18 protein-coding genes are annotated in these 21,532 nt (G+C 47.3%); 16 read left to right on the forward strand and 2 right to left on the reverse strand.

Annotation, left to right across the window (positions count from 1 at the left end; all coding sequences use genetic code 11):
- Nucleotides 1-97: 97 nt before the first annotated feature.
- On the forward strand, nt 98-2,383 hold the full coding sequence (locus QUA99_RS13245; protein ID WP_333237173.1) for a tetratricopeptide repeat protein: 2,286 nt from the start codon (nt 98-100) through the stop codon (nt 2,381-2,383).
- Between the two features lie 469 nt (nt 2,384-2,852).
- On the opposite strand, the gene bchM is transcribed toward QUA99_RS13245, so the two are convergent.
- Entirely contained in the window at nt 2,853-3,539 is a 687-nt protein-coding gene (gene bchM / locus QUA99_RS13250) for a magnesium protoporphyrin IX methyltransferase (RefSeq protein WP_333237176.1), read from the reverse strand.
- Nucleotides 3,540-4,021: 482 nt separating this feature from the next.
- Between bchM and QUA99_RS13255 the strand changes: the two genes are divergently transcribed.
- Nucleotides 4,022-4,738 carry a DUF4058 family protein gene (locus QUA99_RS13255; protein WP_333237178.1) on the forward strand — a complete coding sequence of 239 codons (717 nt, stop codon included), beginning with the start codon at nt 4,022-4,024 and terminating at the stop codon, nt 4,736-4,738.
- A gap of 74 nt (nt 4,739-4,812) precedes the next feature.
- Here QUA99_RS13255 and nagA read toward each other — a convergent pair whose 3' ends face one another.
- The gene (gene nagA, locus QUA99_RS13260; RefSeq protein WP_333237180.1) at nt 4,813-6,042 is read right to left on the reverse strand and encodes an N-acetylglucosamine-6-phosphate deacetylase; all 1,230 of its coding nucleotides are present in this window, start codon (nt 6,040-6,042) and stop codon (nt 4,813-4,815) included.
- Nucleotides 6,043-6,260: 218 nt separating this feature from the next.
- On the opposite strand from nagA, the gene purE reads away from it, so the two are divergent.
- From purE to QUA99_RS13330, 14 genes are all read left to right on the forward strand, one after another.
- Nucleotides 6,261-6,782 carry a 5-(carboxyamino)imidazole ribonucleotide mutase gene (purE, locus tag QUA99_RS13265; protein WP_333237182.1) on the forward strand — a complete coding sequence of 174 codons (522 nt, stop codon included), beginning with the start codon at nt 6,261-6,263 and terminating at the stop codon, nt 6,780-6,782.
- A gap of 83 nt (nt 6,783-6,865) precedes the next feature.
- The gene (locus QUA99_RS13270) at nt 6,866-8,467 is read left to right on the forward strand and encodes an ammonium transporter (RefSeq protein ID WP_333237184.1); all 1,602 of its coding nucleotides are present in this window, start codon (nt 6,866-6,868) and stop codon (nt 8,465-8,467) included.
- A gap of 461 nt (nt 8,468-8,928) precedes the next feature.
- A complete protein-coding gene (locus QUA99_RS13275) occupies nt 8,929-9,846 on the forward strand; it encodes an SGNH/GDSL hydrolase family protein (protein ID WP_445251007.1) in 918 nt (305 codons plus the stop codon).
- Between the two features lie 412 nt (nt 9,847-10,258).
- Nucleotides 10,259-11,695 carry an ammonium transporter gene (locus QUA99_RS13280; RefSeq protein ID WP_333237186.1) on the forward strand — a complete coding sequence of 479 codons (1,437 nt, stop codon included), beginning with the start codon at nt 10,259-10,261 and terminating at the stop codon, nt 11,693-11,695.
- Between the two features lie 240 nt (nt 11,696-11,935).
- Nucleotides 11,936-13,141: a 4-hydroxy-3-methylbut-2-enyl diphosphate reductase gene (locus tag QUA99_RS13285; RefSeq protein ID WP_333237188.1), complete on the forward strand. Its 1,206-nt coding sequence runs from the start codon at nt 11,936-11,938 to the stop codon at nt 13,139-13,141.
- Complete coding sequence (locus tag QUA99_RS13290; protein ID WP_333237189.1) at nt 13,134-13,328, forward strand: hypothetical protein; 195 nt, start codon at nt 13,134-13,136, stop codon at nt 13,326-13,328. The genes QUA99_RS13285 and QUA99_RS13290 overlap by 8 nt, the downstream gene beginning before the upstream one ends.
- A gap of 708 nt (nt 13,329-14,036) precedes the next feature.
- Nucleotides 14,037-15,995, forward strand: a complete 1,959-nt coding sequence (locus QUA99_RS13295) for a CHASE3 domain-containing protein (protein WP_333237191.1) — start codon at nt 14,037-14,039, stop codon at nt 15,993-15,995.
- Nucleotides 15,958-16,404 (forward strand): response regulator, encoded by a 447-nt coding sequence (locus QUA99_RS13300; RefSeq protein WP_333237193.1) that lies wholly within the window; start codon nt 15,958-15,960, stop codon nt 16,402-16,404. Before QUA99_RS13295 ends, QUA99_RS13300 begins: the two co-directional genes overlap by 38 nt.
- 195 nt (nt 16,405-16,599) lie before the next feature.
- Nucleotides 16,600-16,992: a response regulator gene (locus tag QUA99_RS13305; RefSeq protein WP_333237195.1), complete on the forward strand. Its 393-nt coding sequence runs from the start codon at nt 16,600-16,602 to the stop codon at nt 16,990-16,992.
- A gap of 71 nt (nt 16,993-17,063) precedes the next feature.
- Nucleotides 17,064-17,228 (forward strand): hypothetical protein, encoded by a 165-nt coding sequence (locus QUA99_RS13310; protein ID WP_333237197.1) that lies wholly within the window; start codon nt 17,064-17,066, stop codon nt 17,226-17,228.
- A 57-nt stretch (nt 17,229-17,285) separates the two neighbouring features.
- Nucleotides 17,286-17,420, forward strand: a complete 135-nt coding sequence (locus tag QUA99_RS13315) for a hypothetical protein (protein WP_333237199.1) — start codon at nt 17,286-17,288, stop codon at nt 17,418-17,420.
- A gap of 12 nt (nt 17,421-17,432) precedes the next feature.
- A complete protein-coding gene (locus tag QUA99_RS13320) occupies nt 17,433-17,828 on the forward strand; it encodes a histidine kinase dimerization/phospho-acceptor domain-containing protein (protein ID WP_333237201.1) in 396 nt (131 codons plus the stop codon).
- A gap of 73 nt (nt 17,829-17,901) precedes the next feature.
- On the forward strand, nt 17,902-18,072 hold the full coding sequence (locus QUA99_RS13325; protein ID WP_333237223.1) for an ATP-binding protein: 171 nt from the start codon (nt 17,902-17,904) through the stop codon (nt 18,070-18,072).
- A 419-nt stretch (nt 18,073-18,491) separates the two neighbouring features.
- Nucleotides 18,492-21,428 (forward strand): PAS domain-containing protein, encoded by a 2,937-nt coding sequence (locus QUA99_RS13330; protein WP_333237203.1) that lies wholly within the window; start codon nt 18,492-18,494, stop codon nt 21,426-21,428.
- The last annotated feature ends 104 nt before the right edge of the window (nt 21,429-21,532 follow it).

Here is a 21,532-nt window from a genome sequence, read left to right on the forward strand (position 1 = left end):
GGGCGATCGCACTTAGGAAATCGCACTTTTTGAAACATCCCAGGCGATCGCACCCCCTATATCACCTCGCGATCGCACTTCCACAGGCAAACCACCCATGAATCAAGCAGAATTTACCACCATTTACAACAATTTAGGCAACAAATGCAAGCAAGTTTTGCAGCAAAAACTAGCTGGAACACCCAACAAACAAATCGCCAAAATTCTCGCAATTAAATCAGAAGCAACTGTACGCCAACATTTGACAACAGCATATCAAGCCTTTGGTTTAGGAAACGACAAGCGCTCTAGCTGGTCAGATTTGCAGGCATTATTTTTTCAATTCATGCCAGAATTAATCCCGGCGCAACCTGTAGCAACACAACCATTAAATTCTCGCTGGGTAGAACGGACTTCAGATATTACTAAACTTCAAAAATGGACATCAGAAAATTTCAAAATTTTGATAATAGTAGGAGAAGGCGGCATCGGCAAAACCACCTTAGCACTGCAATATTTAGCAAGTTGCCAATTTGAAAAAATCTTAGATATGAAAATTGCCTTTACTCCAGAAGACTTGCGGAGTGCCGATTCATTTGTTCAGACTTGGCTGCAACAAGATTTTCAGGAAGATGCACCCAGAGATTTTAGCCTTAGTCTAAGCTTGCTAGAAAAAAAGCTGCGTCAATTCAAAGTCGCAATTTTTATAGATAACTTAGAGTCTGCCTTACGTAACGGTATGTTTTTACCTGAGTACCGCAATTATGTAGAATTGCTGCGGGTACTCAGCGATCCAAGAATCCTAGGAGTAACGCTGATTACCTGTAGAGAAAGATTAAGAGAACCCGACCTGCGAGGCTATCAAACTCACGTTTTAACAGGATTAACACCGGAAGCATGGCAGCAATATTTTCAATATCCAGAAACTCCAGAAGATTTAAAAGCTCTCGAAGAAATGCACGCAGTTTACAAAGGCAATGCCCTTGCTATGGAGCTGCTGTACAATAATATTCAAAATAATTATGACGGAAATATTGCAGAATCGTGGCTGCAAAACCGTCAGGAATTACAGCAGCTAGATCCATTTTCATTTCTTATTAATAATCAGTTAAATCGCCTTGATGCCCACTCTCATCAAGCTTACCGCTTGCTATGCCGTTTGGGAGCTTGTCGGTATCAAGAAATTGAATGGTTGCCCGATACTTGCATGAAATCTTTACTGTGGGATGTAACACCAGCCGAACAATTCAAGATAACGCAGCGATTGTGTGACACCTCTCTGCTACAATCACATCGGGGCAAATACCGAATGCACCCAGCAATTCGGGCTGCGACTTTGAATCGCTTGCAAAATAGCAGCGAATGGAAACAAACTCAAAGGGCGATCGCACAACATTGGTTTACCAGTGTAGAACACATTCAATCCCCTCAGTTAGGTTTGCAAGTTTTAGAAGCTTACTATCATTTCCGAGAAATTGAAGATTATGATTCAGCCTGGGATGTATTGTGCCGTCCTGCTATACCTATTTTACCAGAAGAATTGTTTCTATATTTTTTATCGTGGGGATACATCAGCCAAACTTTAGAATTAGCAGAAAAACTGTTAAATCGAGTTTCGCCTAACCGGGAGGCAAGTCTCTATCGCTGCATCGGCGACTGTCACGCCTATCTGCTAGCAGATGGTTTTGAAGTAGCTCTAGAATATCACCGCCAAGCTCAATTGTCTGCTAAGCGTGAAGGCGATAAATGGACAGAATTTAACTCATACAGTGATATGGGTTTGTGCTATATTGCTGCTGGTGAATACGAGTTAGGATTAGCTATTTATCAAGCAAAACTTAATCTAGCTTTATCTCCAGTATCTCCTGCAATTCAATCTCGTCTAAATAGTTGTTACTGCGAAGTTGCTCTGTTGCATTCTTATTTAGGACAACCGAGTGAGGCGAAGGCAGCATTGAAAGAAGCTACAAGACACTTGCAACAACCTTTAGAAAGCGTTCCGCCTTGGCAAGCTTGCTGGGATTTGAATATGGCTGGTTTAGCTCAAAAACATATTGGCGAGTACGAACAAGCTAAGCAAACTTTAGAACAAGTTGTGGCGATCGCGCAAAATTGTAACTTTACATCAGACATCGCCCGTGCCTGGTACATTTTGGGTGATGTTTTTCGGGAAAGTAATGATTTTTCAGCTTCTTTGAAATATCAAAACCAAGCTATTGAATTTTATACCAAAATTGGTGCTAAGTACGAATTGGGCATTAGCAATTATTACATCGGGCTGACTTACCGGGATTTGGGAGAATTAGAAATAGCTCAGAATCACTGGCAGCAAGCTATTAAAATATTTAATCAAATGAAAACGCCGAAACTGGTGAATAAAGTTCAAGATTGTTTCAATATTTAAGGATTAATTTAATTTTCGGGTTTGGTGGGGGCGGGTCGATCGAAATTATTGGTGGGTGGCCCAATCGATCGGTGAACCCGCCCCTGCAAATTTTATTCATATTTTACCAGGAATTTTATCCAACATTTAACCATTGCTGTAGGGGCGGGTTCACCGAAATATATGACACCCATCGACAAATTATAAAAACCCGCCCCCACCCCACCCGTAAATTAAGAATTCATTGAATTTAACCGTGGGGCGAGAATGGTCGATCGGGGTTATCGGTTGGGTGGGGGCGGGTTTACAAAGATTATATGTGGGTGGCACAATCTATCGGTGAACCCGCCCCTACAAATTTGTCCGGGACTTTACCATGTAGGGGCGGGTTGGCGGAAATTTTTGACACCCACCAACAAATTGTATAAACCCGCCCCCACCCGGCAAATAAATGATGTCAACTGACCTCAGAATTTGCAGATATTTTACCCTATTTCCGCACAGCTTCCAGCAAGCGAGAATAGTAAAAGCTAGTGCTAGTCATCGCTGTTCTGTTAATAACAAAACCGTTGTTTTCTAGGATTTTGATAATATCAGCTTCGCGGTGCTGGTAAGCGCGGGTCGTTTTGCTCGGGCCGGGGAAAAGTTCGCCAAATTTTTTGAGGGCGGTGAGTGCTAAAGTTTTTGGGGCAAAACTGATAATTAGTCGCGATTGGGCGATCGAACTTAGGTGTGCGATCATTTCCGCAGCCTTATTTTGAGGATAGTGGATCAATACGTCCAAACATATCACTGTGTGGAATTGGCCCGTTAAAGCTTCCAAATCTTGGGCGGCGAACGAGATGTTGTAGAGCTTGCCGGGAACTGCTGCTGCTCGATCGTAAGCTTCTGCTACCATCTTTTCAGAGATATCGCTAGCGCAAACAATCGCCCCAGCCTCAGCCAGAGGAATGCTCAGAGATCCCACACCGCAGCCGGCATCGCAGACGGATAGCCCGCGCAAATTGCCGTCAGCTTGCAGCCATTCGATGACTGTATCCACCGTTTTCTGGTGCCCGGTGCGGATGTCTAGCTGCACTTTATTGACTTTGCCGTCGCCGTAAATTCGCTGCCAGCGATCGAATCCCGTCGAGTTAAAATACTGTCTAACTATAGTCTTGTCGTCTACCAAATTCATCGATCTGCCTGCTGCTAAGTTATTGCCAACGGTTAAATATTATAAAGCCACAGCGACAGTTATTGTTGACCGAAAGTAATTTAGTCCGGGGCGTCCGGATTTATCGGTGCGTCAGTTCTTCAATTCTAAAATCTAAAATCTAAAATCTAAAATCGCGCAATCGATTGACACTCCCCACCCAATTAAATTGAGTTAGATTTACTTATACGGGCGATCGCAACTCGAACAATCCCGAATTGAGAAACTAATTCAATAAAAACCGAGTTGCAGCCGATCGCCCGTGCGATCGATAATTTTAATCAGCCCTAACTTTTAAAAATATGGTGCTACAAGATCATTTCCGCCCGCCACTGTCGGTGCGCCGTCATTCGATTTTAGATTTTAGATTTTAGATTTTAGATTTGGGATTGATTCCACGGATAAATTCGGGGGCTTGAGGATTTTCGATTTTAGATTTGGGATTGATTCCACGGATAAATCACGTGGCGGGTACCACCTTTGAAAGTCTTGGTCACTGGCACGCCTTTCACAATGCCTGGGCGACTTACATTGCATCCGATTTGAATGCCAAATTACCCGCAAATTACTTTGCCGAGCCCAACGTGCAGTTTGGGATTGAAATTGATGTAGCAGCTTTTGAGGAACCTCTACCGGAGTTTGATTGTCCAGAGACGGTAATTCGTTTGCCAAGAGATTTCCCAAACAATTGGATGTCACCCCCAGCCCAAAGCGTGCCTTTTCTAACTGCGGCTCAAACCGTGCAAGTCAGTATTTTTAACACTGAAGCCGGCCCGGTATTAGCCGGTGCAATTGAACTAGTAAGTCCTGCCAACAAAGATCGTTCTACTCATGGCGGTGCTTTTGTTTCTAAGTGCGAGACGTATTTGCGCCAGGGAATTGGATTGGTAATAGTTGATGTTGTGACAGGAAGGAAGGCAAATCTTCACAATGAATTGTTAGCCCGTCTGGCGGGAGGAAGCGCTTCGCCCTTCGACGCTGACCTCTATGCTACAGCTTATCGACCGATCGAGCGAGACGGCAACCAATGCCTCGATATTTGGCAGGAAAAACTGGCTGTGGGCTGCGCGCTTCCTGCTTTACCGCTGTGGCTGCAGGGCGAGATTTGCTTGGCTGTGGAATTAAATAATATTTACGATCGAACTTGCCGAGAACACCGAATTGCTGTTAGCAGCGCTTAGCATCAGGACTATTCGTCCTCAATACCAACTCTAATGCGCGAGAAACTAATGGCATGGAAACTAAATGGAATCACTTAAAACAACCGATGCCAAGTCAATTCTTTTGTCTGGGCATTTAAATTCCAGCGCAACAATTGAGTTGCCGATTGACCAATAATTCCCGAAATTCCGATCGCACTTCTGGGAGAGTCCGTTGCCAGGGCGATCGCACTTTCGGCATCGCAAATCCCCCACTTCACCAAATTCTGGACTCCCGCCAACAGCGGCAGAGTTGTACCCGCCAAAGTAGCAGATTCCAGGGGCGAGTGGTAATCTAATCTTACCCAAGCCGTACCTTTTCTGACTTCAATTTGTCGGGAATCCCAAGGATAAACACCGTCAGGCAAACCCAAAGGAGCCAAAGCATCGCTCACTAAAAAAACGCCTTTTTCATACCTACCAGCGCGCAGCAAAAAATCAATCATTGTCGGAGAAACGTGCTTTCCGTCAGCAATTAAACCGCATTTTACGCCCGGATAAACGATCGCCGATCCCAACAAACCAGGTTCTCGGTGGTGCAAACTCGGCATCGCATTAAAAGCGTGAGTTACCATTGAAGCTCCCCGCTCAAATGCTTGCTGCGCTTGCTCTGCCGTCGCTTGGGAGTGTCCGAGACTGACGGTAATTCCCAAACTTTGCAGATAGGGAATGACTTCGCCAGTGCTGTCTAACTCCGGTGCTAAAGTAATTATTTTGACAATACCGGCACAATCTCCTAGAACTTGCTTGACATTTTCTATAGTTAGCGGTAGTAAAAACTCAACTGGGTGAGCTCCTCGCTTTTGGGGGTTGAGAAAAGGGCCTTCGAGGTGAACGCCGATAATTTCCGCTGTTTTGGTTTTATTTGTTGCGGGAGCAGCGGTTTTTGCACTCCGCATATAATCAGCTATCGTCGAGAGCGATCGCCGAAATTTATCGAGCGAAGTTGTTACCAAAGTCGGCAAATAAGCATCGACTCCTTGATACCATAAAAATTGACAAATTTTCGGTAAAACTTCAATATGCTTGTTTTCTAAATCTGGAAAAGCAAAACCGAGAGCGCCGTTAATCTGCAAGTCAACACCCCCCAGAGAAAGCCAATCACCTGCTGCATCCAGCACTTGCAAATTGGGAGGAGAAATTCGTTTAAATACGGCGTCCATCGGGAAAACTGCTTGAATGATGCCCGTTTCGTCAACAGCAATCATCTGCAAATCCTTGTAACCGGGGAGGCGAACATTCAGAATATCTGTGGGGGCGGCAGTTGGGGTTGTGGCTTCAGTCATCCGATTTTAGATTTTAGATTTTAGATTTTAGATTTTAGATTTGCTCCGATGGATAAATCTGGGGGCTGGTTATCAGGATGCGGAACTTTTTGCTTTCTGTATGCCGGCTGGTGAGCAAATTGCTTTCGAGCCTGAGTTCTGCTATAAAATATCTAAATTTTAGTTGACGCCATAATTTAAAATTACCATTAATCTGAAATCTCACATCTGAATATTTTATGAATCAACCGACAGTTGGAATTATTATGGGCAGCGATTCGGATTTGCCAACCATGAAAGATGCGATCGCAGTTTGCGAAGAATTCAACATACCTTGCTCAGTGGCGATCGTCTCGGCGCACCGCACGCCGGATCGCATGGTGGAATACGCCCAAACCGCGCACCAACGAGGCTTGAAAGTCATTATCGCAGGTGCCGGGGGAGCGGCACACCTTCCGGGTATGGTAGCATCTTTAACGCCCTTGCCAGTAATTGGGGTGCCGATACCGAGCCGCCACCTGCAAGGCATAGATTCGCTGTACTCGATCGTGCAAATGCCAGCGGGAATACCCGTAGCAACAGTGGGGATCGGCAACGCTAAGAATGCTGCCTTGCTGGCAGTTCAGATACTGGCAGCTCATCAGCCGGAATTGCTAGAGCGAGTCCTGCACTACCGCAAAAATTTGTCCGAATCTGTACTGAAAAAACAAAATCAACTAGAAGAGCTAGGCTATCAAAACTATCTCAATCTGAACAAATAATCTCTAAACTTTTGTAGTAAAATTGGAAAGTTTTCCGAATATTGCTGAGCTTACTAGCCGTAAAGAGGGTAAAAGTGATTAAAATGACTGTCGGAAAGAAAAAGTCGAAACAAGTCAGGCGGGCTGCTTTAAATTTGCCATCCGCTAAATTTTTTACGAAAGTTAACAGGTTGAAAAAGTTACCTCGGGCGATCGCCCGCCTCAGCCCAAGTTGGCAAGCCTGCATCCCAATAGCAGCAATCATCGTCTTGGTGTGGGGATATGCGGCGGTAGCCCAAACCCCTGCCACGCCAACCACCGAGGAACAATTAGCAAGCCTTAAGGTGGGCATGGATACCATGTGGGTAATGGTGGCGGGGATGCTCGTGTTCTTTATGAACGCCGGTTTCGGTATGTTGGAAACCGGGTTTTGCCGCCAAAAAAATGCAGTCAATGTGTTGTCCAAAAACTTGATTGTTTTTGCGCTTTCTACGATCGCATTTTGGGCGATCGGCTTTGCATTAATGTTCAGCGACGGCAACGGTTTTATCGGCACAAGCGGCGGATTTTTCCTGTGGAACGTAGCTGACAATAGCCCCGCCACAGGAGAGGCTTATCAAGGCATTTTCAGCGCATTAAACTGGACGGGAGTCCCCCTCAACGCTAAATTCTTTTTCCAATTAGTTTTTGCGGGAACTGCTGCCACGATCGTTTCGGGAGCCGTTGCAGAGCGAATTAAATTCCTTGAATTCTTAATTTTCAGCTTGCTGTTAGTAGGCATTGCTTACCCAATTACCGGACACTGGATTTGGGGCGGAGGCTGGCTGGCAGACGCAGGCTTCTGGGATTTTGCCGGTTCGACAGTGGTACACTCGGTAGGCGGTTGGGCTGCTTTGATGGGAGCGGCATTGTTGGGGCCGCGGATCGGCAAGTACCGCGACGGCGATACAGTGGCAATGCCGGGACACAATATGAGCATTGCCACCCTGGGCTGTTTGATTTTGTGGTTGGGTTGGTTCGGGTTTAATCCCGGTTCGACAATGGCAGTCGATCCAAATGCGATCGCCCACATTGCGATCACCACCAACACCGGCGGCGCCTTCGGGGGAATTGCTGCAACCATTACTGCTTGGCTGTACCTGGGCAAACCCGACCTTTCGATGATTATCAACGGCATCCTCGCCGGCTTAGTCGGCGTAACAGCTAGCTGTGCTTGGATCAACGTGCCCAACTCTGCTATTATCGGCACGATCGCCGGTATCCTGGTAGTTTTCGCCGTAACTTTCTTCGACAACTTGAAAATTGACGACCCTGTAGGGGCAACTTCAGTTCACTTAGTCTGTGGCATCTGGGGAACTCTGGCAGTTGGGCTGTTTGCTGACGGGCCTGGAACGGGAATTTATACCGCAGGCCCCAAGGCCGGATTGCTTGTGGGCGGAGGTTTCGATCAACTCGGGCCGCAGTTGCTAGGCATTTTCTCTGTAGGCGGGATGACCGTGCTGCTGAGTACGATTTTTTGGATGGCACTCAAAGCTTTGCTGGGTATCCGCGTTTCTGCTTTAGAGGAGGCTGAAGGTTTGGATATCGGCGAACACGGCATGGAAGCTTACACGGGGTTTGTGAAGGAAACGAGCTTGGACAACCGAAGTGAGACCAGCTACGGCGGTTATGCAGAGGGTTCTGGGGGGAGGAGTACCAAATTGTAGAGCGTGCGCTCGATCGACAAATCCAGCTTTTGTACGCTATATTAGCGATTTGTAGGCTAATTCGCGCCTTCATTTAGAACAACCACAATCTAAAACAGTCGCCCACCGATGCAGTCCCGGACGCATTCGCGACCCTCAAAAACCCGGCTTATGCTTCAGAGTCTCTTGCTAAAATCAGGCAATTTCTTTAAGGAACCGGGTTTTTGCGTCCAGGATCGTATTAGGGAAATTTTCGCTCAATTGCTGCTGCTTTGACAAATCAGATTTCTGTGCCAGAAAGTTTAGCAGCCAGATTTTTTATGGTAGAGTAGTGCGAAAAAGCAAAGTTCTGCATCGCCATCGCGCCCAACACAGCACTGTGCTTGATTCTTACCAGAATTGAGGCGAAAATTGAGCGGTAAAACTGGATGCAGCAATGAGTGCCAATTATTCGGTGTGGGGCCTGCAAATCGCTTGAGTTTATGGAGAAGTTTGGAGGAGTTAGCAGAAGTAGAACTCATAAATCCCTCTTAGGGATGGAAGTTAGCCGATCGAAAAGTGTTCCGGTTTGGGCTTTGCTATCTCTGGTAACGAACGGGGTACTGATACTCACAGTCGCTCAATTAGTCCTGCGGGGACACAACTTAACAGAAAGCTCTCCTGCGAGTGCTGCACTGACGGAAGAAGCCGCTGAGGAAGAAATTCGCCAGTCTACAAACTCTGCAAAGGCAATGCTAGACCTGCCCGTTCCGGGACAGCGACACAAATGGACTTACCAGCAGTGGGTGACGCAGTTGGGCCGCGAAGCTGAGGCGGCGGCGGCGAATCGACCCCCAAAACTGAGTGTTTTGGCTGGGGATTCTCTGAGTATGTGGTTTCCGACGAAGCTGTTACCGCCCGATCGAATTTGGCTGAATCAAGGGATTTCGGGCGAGACTTCCGTGGGTTTGCTGAAGCGGTTGCAGTTGTTCGATCGAACTGCGCCGGATACGGTGTTTGTGATGATCGGGATTAACGATTTGTTGCGGGGGGCAAGCGACGAAGGGATTTTGGACAACCAGCGACAAATTATTCGGGATTTGCGGTGGGCTCACCCTAAAGCACAAGTGGTGGTGCAGTCGATTTTGCCACACAGCGGGGAACAAGCTACTTGGGAAAATCGCGACCGGCTGTTGGCGATTCCTAACAGTCGGATTCGGGCAATAAATCGACGGCTGAAAGAAATTGCTAGTTCCGAAAATGTTTTGTATCTGGATTTGCACCCGCTGTTTGCGGATGCTGACGGCAATTTGTTAACCGAACTCAGCACAGACGGCTTGCACCTTAACGATCGAGGTTATCTGGTTTGGCGATCGGCCCTGCAAATGTTCGATCGGATGCAGTTGAAAAATGAGTCATGAGTCATTAATTAGAAGGATGAAGGATCGAGTCATATTCTCCGCAACTCTACCGAACTCAACACTCTCCTCAACTCCCCCTTCCGAACTACTCTGCTTTCAGGGGCTGCGTCAAGTAGCGCGAGATAGATTAAGAAATATGATAGTTAGCTATTTAGTATAGGGTGATACAGAATCACAGTTGGTACAAATGGTGCAATCCAAAAAGCACAGACCGTTGGGTTGATAGTTGATGAGTTTAGATGAGTCCGGTTATACGAAGTCGGGCGGTTGAGGATTTGGGAATTATCTATTGAAGATTTGTTCCGCTAAAACAGGGACTGAAAACTAAATAACTATTGCATCTAAAATCCTCGCATCTAAAATCGGCTCGGTCTTCCCTGAAAATTGCTGAGTATGAGAAGGTACAACTAACGTGATCAAAAAAAGTTTAACGATCGGCATCATCGCGCTGTGGCTGTTAAGCGTGCCGCTGACGGACAATGCCTTAGCTCAAGATGCTGCTGGTGCTGCTGCGGTGGTGCCGAATCCGATCGACAGCGGCGATACGGCCTGGATGTTGGTCTCCTCAGCACTGGTATTGCTGATGACACCGGGGCTGGCGTTTTTCTACGGAGGGCTGGTTCGATCGCGCAACGTCCTCAACACCATGATGATGAGCTTAGTCATGATGGGAGTCATCGGCGTCACTTGGACGCTGTGGGGTTACAGTTTGGCTTTTGATGTCACCCCCAGCAACCTCAATGATAAAGGGTTTGCCCAAGGACTCGAAACCTTCATCGGCGGCTTCGACTGGATGTTCTTGAACAACGTCACAGCGGACACACCAGATCCGATCGGCTACGCACCGACCATACCCCACCAAGTCTTCATGGTGTACCAGATGATGTTCGCCATCATCACTCCAGCCTTGATTTCAGGGGCGATCGTCGAACGGGTAACATTTAAAACCTATTTCTGGTTCGTGCTGCTGTGGTCTACCTTCATCTACTCTCCTTTAGCCCACTGGGTTTGGGGTAGAGGCTGGCTGGGGGCGATGGGCGCTCTCGACTTTGCCGGCGGCACAGTCGTGCACATCAGTTCCGGTGTTTCTGCCGTTGTCGCAGCTTGGATGATCGGGCCCCGCAAAGACCACTTGAACAAGCCCCACACCCCCCACAACGTACCCTATGTCTTGCTGGGAATTGGGATGCTGTGGTTCGGCTGGTTTGGCTTCAACGGCGGTAGCGCTTTGGGATCTGGTTCTTTAGCAACAGTGGCTTTTGTCACCACGATGATTTCTACAGCAGCCGGCGGTTTAACTTGGACAATTGTGGAATGGGTGCTCAGAGGCAAACCGACAGCAGTGGGAATTGCTAGCGGTTTCCTCGCTGGATTGGTGGGCATCACACCTGCTGCTGGATTCGTACTTCCAGTGGGGGCGCTTTTGATCGGATCGATCACTTCGGTTTGCTGCTTCTTTGCCGTTAGTTTCCGGGCTAAGCTTGGATTTGACGACTCTTTGGATACCTTCCCGGTTCACGGCGTAGGCGGAACTGTGGGCGCGATTCTGACTGGCGTGTTTGCGACTAAAGCCGTTAACGCTCTCGGAAATGACGGGCTGTTTGCGGGGAACCCGGGGCTAATCGTCACCCAGTTTGTAGGCGTTCTAGCTACTTACGTGTTTGCGGCTGTGGGTACTTTTGCGATCCTGAAAATTTTGGGGCAGTTTATGGAACTGCGAGTGCCCTCATCTGCTGAAGACCAAGGTTTGGATATCGGCCAGCACGGGGAAGAAGCTTACGGTGAGGATTTTGCCGGCGGTTTCAGTTCGTTTGAATCGAGTTCTCCTTTTGCGCCGAAGAAGATTTGAAGGTGATTTTCTGTGGGAGTTCGATCGTGTAGAGACTCAGCTATCTGGGTCTCTACGCTTTTTTTTTGAGTTTTTTTTAACGAACCGATGAAAGTCGCGTTCATTCTTCTTTGCTCTCAATTCAATGTGTCGATCGTATAAATAGCATATCCCCTCTTCGCTACTGAGCCAATAATCCCGATCGCACCCCTGGCCTTCTAAAATCAAAGGTAATTAACCTAGATTTCTAGTCAATACCGCATGGATACTAAAGCTTTTAAACGATCGCTCCAACAGTCTGAAAACTACCACCGCAAGGGTTTCGGACACGAAGCTGAGGTAGCTGGGGTGATGCAGACGGCTTATCAAAGCAGTCTGATCCAGCAAATTCGCGACAATAATTACAGGCTGGAACGCGGCGCAGTCACGATCCGGCTGGCTGAGGCTTTTGGCTTTTGTTGGGGGGTGGAACGCGCTGTAGCTATTGCTTACGAGACTCGCCAGCATTTCCCCACCGAACGGATTTGGATTACTAATGAGATTATTCACAATCCGTCTGTAAATCAGCATTTGCGGGATATGGAAGTTGGTTTTATTCCTGTTGAGAAGGGGCAGAAAGATTTTTCGGTTGTCGATAGCGGCGATGTGGTCATTTTACCCGCTTTTGGGGCGAGCGTCCAAGAAATGCAGTTGCTTAATGATAAGGGCTGCAAGATTGTTGATACTACTTGTCCTTGGGTTTCTAAGGTTTGGAATACTGTTGAGAAGCACAAGAAGAGGGATTATACTTCGATTATTCACGGTCAATACAAGCATGAGGAAACTGTTGCTACGAGTTCTTTTGCTGATAAGTATTTGATTGTGCTGAATTTGCAGGAAGCTGAATATGTCAGCAATTATATTTTGCATGGGGGCGACCGCGATGAGTTTCTTGCTAAATTTAGCAAGGCTTATTCTGCTGGTTTTGACCCAGATGTGGATTTGGAAAGTGTTGGTATTGCCAACCAAACTACTATGCTCAAAACTGAGACGGAGAAGATTGGTAAGTTATTTGAAAAAACGATGATGCGGAAGTTTGGGCCTGAGAATTTGAACGAGCATTTTCAGAGCTTTAATACTATCTGCGATGCGACTCAGGAACGGCAAGATGCTATGTTGAGTTTGGTTGAGGAAAAATTGGATTTGATGCTGGTGATTGGGGGTTTTAATTCTTCTAATACTACGCATTTGCAGGAAATTGCGATCGACAAAACTATTCCTTCTTATCACATTGATTGTGCGGAGCGCATCTTACCGGGAAATCGGATCGAACACAAGCCTTTGGGGGGAGATTTGGTCGTAGCTGAAGGTTGGCTACCGGATGGTAAAATTGTGGTGGGCGTGACTTCGGGTGCTTCTACGCCTGATAAGGTGGTTGAGGATACGATCGATCGCATTTTCGCGATGAAAGCCGCTGCACTTGCCTAATTATATCGTTTCCCCTGGCATCGGAATTATCCTTTTGCGAGTGCAGTGCGAGCGTCTCGCTATGTTTGCTAGCCAGACGCTCGATCGCGCTCGCAAACAGAGTATTATTCCGATGTTACCGGATTTGAGCTTCAAATATTTTCAACCGACGAATTCTCTGCTGTTACCCGATCGCTCGCATTTCTGATACTATTCACCCGCGTCATCGCTTCTGTGAATTTCTCCCTGCCTCCAACAGATTATTTTTTAAATAAAATATGAAAAATTTGCCTTTTTTTGCCCCTAAAAAGCTTGACTTGGCTAGTTTGACAGTGTATTATTTAATAATGGGAATAGTGGCAAAAAAATAATTTATCTCAATACTCCAATTATTTAAATAATACCCCAAAAATCAACTTTAGTCAATAGGTAAAAACTCTTTTCTTTCCGCCGCAATTTGAAACTGCCAAAGGAACACGAACGATACAAAAATCATCAATGCAAAAAAAGGCGAATTCAGCTTTGCAGGCTATCCTAGATTGTCTGGTTTCTGGCTGAATCAGCAGACGCAAGAGAGCGATTTATTGGGAGCATCTCACTTTTGCAGTTAAGCTAGAAATTGGAGTTTTAAGGCAGGAGGCAGGAGGCAGGAGGCAGGAGGCAGGGGGCAGGAGGAAAGAGGAAGAAGGAAGGAGCCAGAAGAAGTGTTTTTACAAATATGAGATGCTCCCGATTTATTGCATCTCAGACTTAAGGGGGATGCCAGAAGGATCGAGGCTAAACTACAAAGAAGATCGATCGCACATTTGAGCCTTAAATTTATAGTGTTTAGCCGCCCTATATGTCCGCGCCAAAAATTCGATTAGTCCGCATCCAGCTAAAATAAAAAAAGCAGGACTCGCACGCCGACTATTCCATGAAACAATCGCTGACTCGCCAAATCACCGCAGGTATCGGAATGGTCTTGGCGCTGCTAATTTTGAATGCGGCAACTTCCTACCGCAACACTCTCAAGTTAGTCGAAAACGAACGCTGGGTGAACCACACTCACCGAGTTTTAACCGAAATCGAAGCCGCGCTTTCCACCTTAAAAGATGCTGAAACCGGACAGCGCGGTTATTTGTTGACGGGAGAAGAACGGTATTTAAAACCGTATCACAGCGCGATCGCCAGGGTCAACGAACAAGTAGTCGGATTGCAGCAGCTAACGGCCGACAATAAGCGACAGCAACAGCGCATTCGCGACTTGAAAATTGCGATCGACTCTAAATTAGCCGAACTTGAAAAAACCATCAATCTGCGACGCCAACAAAACTTAGAAGCAGCCCTGCGGCGAGTAAAATCCGGTAGGGGAAAGCAAATCATGGAGGACATTCGCCAGCAGATAGCCGCCATCACTGCCGAAGAAACTCAGCTATTGCAGCAGCGCGCCCGAGAATCTCAAGCCAGCGCTAATTTGACAATCCTGACTTTTACTGTTGCTGCTTTAGTCAATTTCCTGTTGATGCTGTTGGTTTACTATTTGGTGAAGCGCGATCGAACTTTGCGAGATCGGGCCGAAATCAAGCAAAATCAACTCTTAGAACAGCTAGAATACGATCGCCACTCCCTACAATTAACAGAAGAACGTTTCCGCCGCGCCATTATCGACGCACCGCTGCCAATTATGCTGCACGCTGAAAACGGAGAAGTTTTGCAAATTAACTGCGCTTGGACAGAACTATCAGGCTACGAATACTCAGAAATACCCACAATTGAAGATTGGACAGAAAAAGCTTACCACAGCCGCAAATCGCTAGTGCAAGCAGATATCGATCGGCTGCACCAATTAAACGCGCGCATCTCTGAAGGCGAATATATGATTGCCACAGCCAGCGGCGAAAGTCGAATTTGGGAGTTTTATTCCGCACCTTTAGGCAAGCTTTCCGACGGCAGAAGTTTAGTAATTAGTACCGCCATTGACGTAACTGCGCGCAAACAAGCAGAAGCAGAAATTCGGATGCTCAACGCTACGTTAGAACGGCGGGTGGAACTCCGCACCACTCAACTTCAAGCCGCTAACGAAGAATTAGAATCTTTCACCTATACCGTCGCCCACGATTTGCGGGCTCCCCTGCGGGGAATGCAGGGATTAGCTGAAGCTTTATTAGAAGATTACCGCGACCTCCTCGACGAACTCGGTCAAGAATACGCCCAGCAAATTGTTAATTCGGGGCAACAATTAGAAGCATTGATCCAAGATTTGCTAGCTTACAGCCGCCTGAGCCGTGCTGAGTTATCGCTGCAAGTTTTAGACTTAGAATCTGCTGTCGCCGAGGCAATTGCTGTGGTACAAGCCGACGCTAAATCCAGCGGCGCTCAAATCACTGTTCGACCGCCTTTGTTTGCCATAATTGGCCACCGCGTTACTTTAGTTCAAGTAATCGCAAATCTCCTGGCTAACGCTATAAAATTTGTGGAAGGCGCACCTCCCCAATTGCAGATTTGGGCTGAGGAAATTAAGCTGCCTCAAGAGGGAGAGACGAATAGCGCAACAGCGGGAGAATTGGAAAGGGGAAGAGTGGGACAGTGGGAGGATTCCCAGTTACTGATTACCACTGGCGAATTGCCAGTCCCCACCATCCGTCTGTGGGTAGAAGACAACGGCATCGGTATTGCTCCAGAACATCAAAAACGCATTTTTCGCGTCTTTGAACGCCTGCACGGTATCGAGTCTTACCCCGGAACTGGTATAGGATTAGCTATTGTGCAAAAAGGGATCGATCGCATGGGCGGTCAAGTAGGGGTGGAATCTCAATTAGGACAGGGCAGTCGATTTTGGATACAACTGAGGAAGTATGAGGGAAACGCAGACGATTTTGTTGGTGGAAGATAACCCCGTTGATATTTTGTTGATGCAGCGGGCTTTTCGCGATCGGATTTTTACTAATACTTCACTGCAAATTGTCCGAGATGGAGATGCAGCAGTTTTTTATTTAAATGGTGACGGAGAGTACAGCGATCGCGATCGCTATCCTTTACCTGCGATAATTTTACTAGATTTGAAATTGCCCCGGCGATCCGGTCACGAGGTCCTGGTTTGGCTGAAGCAGCAGCCGGAACTAAAACGCTTGCCGGTGGTTATGCTTACTTCTTCTAGCCAAACACTTGATGTCAAACGAGCTTACGATTTAGGGGTAAATTCTTATTTGGTTAAACCTGTCGGGTTTGCTTCTTTATTGGAAATGATGCAGAGTTTTAGGGACTATTGGCTCAACTATACGGAACTGCCGGAACCTCGATAATTTTAGGATTTTTAGTGGCGGTTTCCGGGTTTTTATTGCTTGTTTCCTCGTTACCGGGCTTTTTCTGATAACGAGGAAATTACGTTTATAGTGAGGAATCCCCTCTTCTATTATCTTAAAGTGGCAACCTCCAACATTTTTATTAGGAGCGATATATCTGCATTCTAGCTAACAGCAAAATTATCAATTGTTAAAGTGGTACACATTCTGGTAATTGACGACAACCCCACCGATCGGCTGCTCGTCAAACGCGAGTTAGATCGGCAATTCTCGCAATTGCAAGTAACGGAAATATCCGACGGTAGATTGTTCGGGGAAGCCCTGAATCGAGGCGGATTCAATCTGGTAATTACCGACTACCAACTACGCTGGACGAACGGTTTAGATGTGCTTAGAACTATCAAAGCGCGTTATCCACAATGCCCGATTGTAATGTTTACGAATACTGGCAATGAAGAAATTGCTGTAGAGGCGATGAAATCCGGATTGGACGATTACATTATCAAGTCTCCTAAGCACTACGTCCGCCTGTGCGTTGCTGTTCGCGCAGTCCTCGATCGAGTTGCCGCCTGGAAGTCGCCCGACTAGAAAATCAACTTAATTCTCTGCTAGAACGCTTAAATGTCGGAGTTTTTCGAGCGAGTTCCCAGGGGCAGCTTTTGGAAAGCAATCAAGCTTTTTTGCGCTTGTTCGATGCCAGCAATTTAGCAGATGTCCAAGGCATCTATCGGCAGCAATTGTTTTTGCAGCCGCTAGATTCAGGGGAGTCTCGGTGTCAAAATCTGGAAATTACATTTCCTTTGGCAGACGGTCGAGTAAAATAGATTCGGTTTACTCAATATCTCTACAGCGCAGAAGGTGAAAGTACGATCGACGGATTGGTGGAAGATATTTCGGAACTCAAGCAAGCTGAACTTGCTTTGCGCGAATTTAATGAAACTTTGGAAGACCGGGTGAGAGAGCGTACTGCTGAGTTAGAAGAAGTTAACGCACAGCTAGAATCGTTTACCTATTGAGTTTCTCACGACTTGCGCGCTCCTGTGCGGGGAATTTTGTTTTTTGGTGAAATGTTGCTCAAAGATCGAGTTAGCGACTTCGATGCTACCTCACAAGATTACTTGTCTCGGATTACCGACGCTGCAAGTCTGATGAATACTTTAATCGAAAATTTGCTAGAGTACAGCCGCCTCAGCAAAGCTAACTTGCCGCTAAAAGCAGTTTCTCTTAATTTAATTGTGGCTCGCTCGATCGCGCAACTAGAAACTCAAATTGCCCAAACACAAGCTCGGATAACTGTTGTCGAACCGATGCCTTCGGTGTTGGCACATCCTCCTACGCTGCTGCAAGTCTTGGCTAACTTGCTCTCCAATGCTCCACCAGTTTGTGCAGCCGGGGATAGAGCCGCAGGTGCGATTTTATGCTGAAGCCGAGGAGGAATATATCTGTCTTTGGATAGAAGACAACGGGATTGGAATTGCATCATAATTTCATGAAAGAATTTTTGGATTGTTCGATCGCTTGTACGGTCAAGAAGTGTATTCGGGAACCGGAATAGGGTTGGAGATCGCTCGCAAAGGAGTCGAGCGAGTGGGCGGCTCGATCGGGCTGGAATCGACATTGGGAATCGGCACCCGATTCTGGCTAAAATTGCGCAAGTGCGAGTGTTGAACAAGCAAGTTCGGTAACGAAGCAGTGTCAGGGATTTAACAGATGAGGCTCCCGGGAAGAGGGTTTTAACAGCAATATTCTGCTGTAGCTGAAAGAATCAATCAAGGCGCTTCCTCACACCAGAACATAGAATAAACAATTAGTATAGTGAGAGTTAACGTATCTCTTGTATCGTTACCGCCCGAGCAGGCTTTGTGACCTGTTCTACAACAACTTAATTAATTTGTTTGTGGGGCACACCTCTAAAAGGGTGGTTGAGGATCTTACAATCTGTAAGATATAATAAATACTTGCAAATACAATCAACTTATTTGTAAGTATAATTGACTATCCAAGTAAATATTCAAACGTTCGAGATTGCTCAATAACATATTATTAGGTTGAAGAATGTTTGCGCCAATACAAAAACTAAAAGCCCAATGCTGTCTATTCTGTTAATTGACGACAACCCGAACGATCGCCTGATGATCGATCGAGAACTGAGGAAAACTTTTGCCGATTTAGAAATTAAGTCGGTTATTGATGCCCAAACTCTCGAAGAAATCCTGGTAAAAGGGGGTTTTGACATAGTAATTACGGACTACCAACTGCACTGGAGCGACGGATTAACTATTCTTCACAAAGTTCAAAGCCGCTACCCAAATTGTCCGGTAATTATGTGTACTGACAGCGGCAGCGAACAAGTGGCAGTTGAAGCTATGAAAGCGGGTTTGAGCGATTACGTGTTCAAAGGGCGGCAGTTCAAGCGGCTGGCGGGGGCTGTGGGCGAAAGCTTGAAAAAACAGCAGTTGCGCGAGAACTACGCGAAAACGTCGGCGCAGTTGGCAATTTCGGAGGAACGGCTGAGATTGGCGATCGAAGCCTCGAAAATGGGAACTTGGGATTGGAATTTATTAACTGGGGAGGTGGTTTGGTCGGAGGGACACGAACTGTTATTCGGGCTGGCAAAAGGCAGTTTTGCGGGAACTTACGAAGCGTTTTTTGCCTGCATTCACCCGGATGACCAGAACTCGATCGCCCGAGCTCTTGGTTTTGCTTTAGAAAACAAAATAGAATACAACTACGAATTTAGAGTTATTTGGCCCGACGGGAGCTTGCACTGGATCGCGGGTAGGGGCAAGTTTTTTGATGATGATACGGGTAAATCGGTGCGGTCGATCGGCGTGGTTTGGGATATTACCGATCGCAAATTATCAGAAGCGAGGGTGCAAGAAAGCGAGGAAAATTTGCGCTTTGCCCTAGAAGCAGCTAACACCATCGCTTTTACCTGGGATGTGGCATCTGGGGAAGTCCGCCGCTCGTCCAATGCCAAAACACAGATTGGTTTGGGCGCAGACAACAGCTTTGGTACTTTTGAGGAAAAAAAGAATGCGGTGCATCCAGAAGACCGCGAAAGCTTTTTGGCAGATGTGGATGCCGCACTCACCGGCGCGGGAGTTTACGAGTCGGAATACCGCCACGTTCTAGCCGACGGCTCGGTGATTTGGCTTCACGACAAAGGGCAAGTGGTTTTTGACGCATCGGGCAAACCTGTTCGGCTGTTCGGCGTGGCGATCGACATTACCGATCGCAAACAGTTAGAATACGATCGCTCCCGCGCCTTGGCGCGAGAGCGGTCGTATTTGCACCGCCTGCAAAAGTTAACCTCCGCCTCAGTTGCGATCAACTCTACGCTGTCGGTGGCAGAAATACTTCAGTTAGCAGCAGATAGCGCCCGCCAAATTCTCGAAGTTCACCAGGTAGCGGTCAACCTCAACCCTGCAGCCAACTGGGATGCGGGAATTAGCAAGTTTTCGATGTCAGAAAAATACGCTGCGTGGCGAGATTACTGCGAAGAACCAGACGGTACGGGCATTTACCAGGAAGTTTGCCAGCACCAACAGGCGATGCGGATGACTCAAAGCGAGTTAGAGGCTCACCCGAGATGGCGGGGGTTCGGCAAGGCAGCAGGGAAGCACCCGCCGATGCGGGGCTGGCTGGCGGTACCGCTGACGACTCGGGACGGCAGAAATCTGGGATTGATTCAGTTGTCGGACAAGCACGAGGGGGAGTTCGCCGAAGATGACGAAAGTATTTTAATGCAGTTGGCTCAGGCGGTGTCGGGCGCGATCGACAATGCCCGACTTTACGAGGAATCTCAGCAGGCCAATCGGGTGAAAGATGAGTTTTTGGCAACTCTTTCTCACGAGCTGCGATCGCCCTTAAACGCGATTTTGGGCTGGGCGCAACTGCTGCAGCAACGCAGTTTGAGTCCGGCTGTTACTGGGCGGGCTTTGTCCACTATTGAGCGCAATGCTAAATTGCAAACTCAATTGATTGACGATTTGCTGGATATTTCAAGAATTATTCGCGGCAAGTTGACTTTGAATCCAAGTCCTGTAAATTTGATTTCGATGGTGGAAGCAGCGGTGAATACGGTGGGGTTGGCCGCCGATGCTAAGTCGATCGATTTGCGGTTGGCAATTGTAGATTTGGGCTTGGAAACTGCTGATTTTTCCTATTCCGGGGAGGTTTCTGGCCGTTCCCAATCCGAGTTAAATCCGAGATTTTTGGTCTCAGGAGACCCCGGCCGCTTGCAGCAGGTGATTTGGAATTTGCTGACGAATGCTATTAAGTTTACGCCGCGCGGAGGGCGAGTAGAAATCCGGCTGCAGCGACTTGATTCGGAGGTTGAGCTGGCTGTTAGCGACACGGGAATTGGGATTGCTGCGAATTTTTTGCCTTATGTGTTTGATTCTTTCCGGCAAGCGGATGCTACGATTACTCGCCATCATAGCGGTTTGGGGCTGGGTCTGGCGATCGTCCGGCAGTTGGTGGAACTCCACGGGGGCAAGGTTTGGGCGAGCAGTCCGGGATTGGATATGGGCTCTACTTTTACTTTCCGCTTGCCTTCGATTCCGGTAAGTTCGATCGCCCCGGAGGAAGCGCAGGTGTTGGGTGAGGGCAGCAATTTACTGGGACTGAAGGTTTTGGTGGTTGATGACGAGGTTGATTCGCGGGAATTTATCATGTTTGTCTTGGCAGATTCCGGGGCCGCTGTCAGGGCTGCATCGTCTGCTGTTGAGGCGTTTGAGGTGGCTGCGGAGTTTGTGCCGGATGTTTTGGTCAGCGATATCGGAATGCCACAGGAAGACGGCTATTCGCTTCTGTTAAGGCTGCGCTCTTGGACAACCGAAAGGGGAAGGAAATTTTGGGCGATCGCCTTGACGGCTTATGCTAGGGATGAAGACCGCGATCGTGCTTTGGCTGCGGGTTTCGATCGGCATCTTTCTAAACCTGTGCCGCCTGATGTCTTGGTAGATACTATAGTCAAGTTGAGCCGTGCCGGCGCTAACAACTTAAAAAACTCTATTTGAAATTTGAAATTTGGAATTGGGAATTTGGAATTGAGCATTGTGTTTGTAGCGACCAAGAATTTCAAAGGTGGTACCCGCCACGCGATCGATCAGTGGGATCGATC

Source organism: Microcoleus sp. F10-B2 (assembly GCF_036704965.1).
In the GTDB taxonomy this organism is placed as follows: Bacteria; Cyanobacteriota; Cyanobacteriia; order Cyanobacteriales; family Microcoleaceae; genus Microcoleus.